The 700-nt window shown below is 57.0% G+C and carries 1 protein-coding gene; it reads left to right on the top strand.

What is annotated here, in order from left to right; translation table 11 throughout:
• Window positions 1-485 precede the first annotated feature (485 nt).
• Window positions 486-695, top strand: coding sequence for a helix-turn-helix domain-containing protein (locus NTV05_09370; GenBank protein MCX6544611.1), 210 nt, complete (start codon window positions 486-488; stop codon window positions 693-695).
• The last annotated feature ends 5 nt before the right edge of the window (window positions 696-700 follow it).

The following is a 700-nucleotide window of genomic DNA, read 5'->3' as shown; positions in this document are numbered from 1 at the left end:
CCAGCCGATCAGCTCCACGCCCGACTCCCGCGAGGGCGCCTCCAGCAACTCCTCGCGCAACAGCTGCGTCGCCACTTCTCGCACACCTGATAGCCGCCGATGTGAGGGTTCCAGATGGGTTCAGGGACGCCGCGAAAGCTCTTGGTCTGGTCGTTGTCGGTCCGGACGGTGTTGTCGGCACACGTGATCTTCTCGCCTCCCGCCATTTGGATTGTGTTGGAGAGCTCCGGCCACGCTGCGGCAAATACTGCCACCGTCTTCTGATTCAGGCTTACTGCGCACTCTCCACAGCTCCGGACCAAAAGAGTGCCCCGCACTGAGCGGGGAACTCGCACTCCGCCGTTTCTCCCCTGAAAGTCCGCACATCCCCAAAACCTGTCTGATGCGTGGATATGTTAGTTGTCGTAATGTAAATAATAGATGACATTGTGTAAACCAAGGTGTACAGTGACAATGTAGAGAACAACACGTGCCTCCACGAAATCATGAAAACGACACTGAGAAGATACCGTTTTGACCGCGGAGAGCTGAGCCAGCAGCAACTGGCCGATATGGTCGACGTCTCCCGACAGACCATCGTGTCGATCGAACGCGGAGACTATGCCCCCTCCGTGAAGCTGGCGCTTCTGCTGGCAGAGACACTGGAGGCCACAGTCGAAGACCTGTTTGTCCTGGAGGAAAAGGACCATGCGTAAGAAAG

It is taken from the genome of Acidobacteriota bacterium (assembly GCA_026393755.1).
Lineage (GTDB): Bacteria > Acidobacteriota > Vicinamibacteria > Vicinamibacterales > JAKQTR01 > JBAXOX01.
The sequence above is the reverse complement of the archived record's forward strand: the minus strand, read 5'-3'. Positions and strand labels throughout refer to the sequence as shown.

Bases quoted from the DNA above. Each gene is read 5' to 3' on its own strand.
- NTV05_09370 (MCX6544611.1), top strand. From the start codon at position 486: ATGAAAACGACACTGAGAAGATACCGTTTTGACCGCGGAGAGCTGAGC.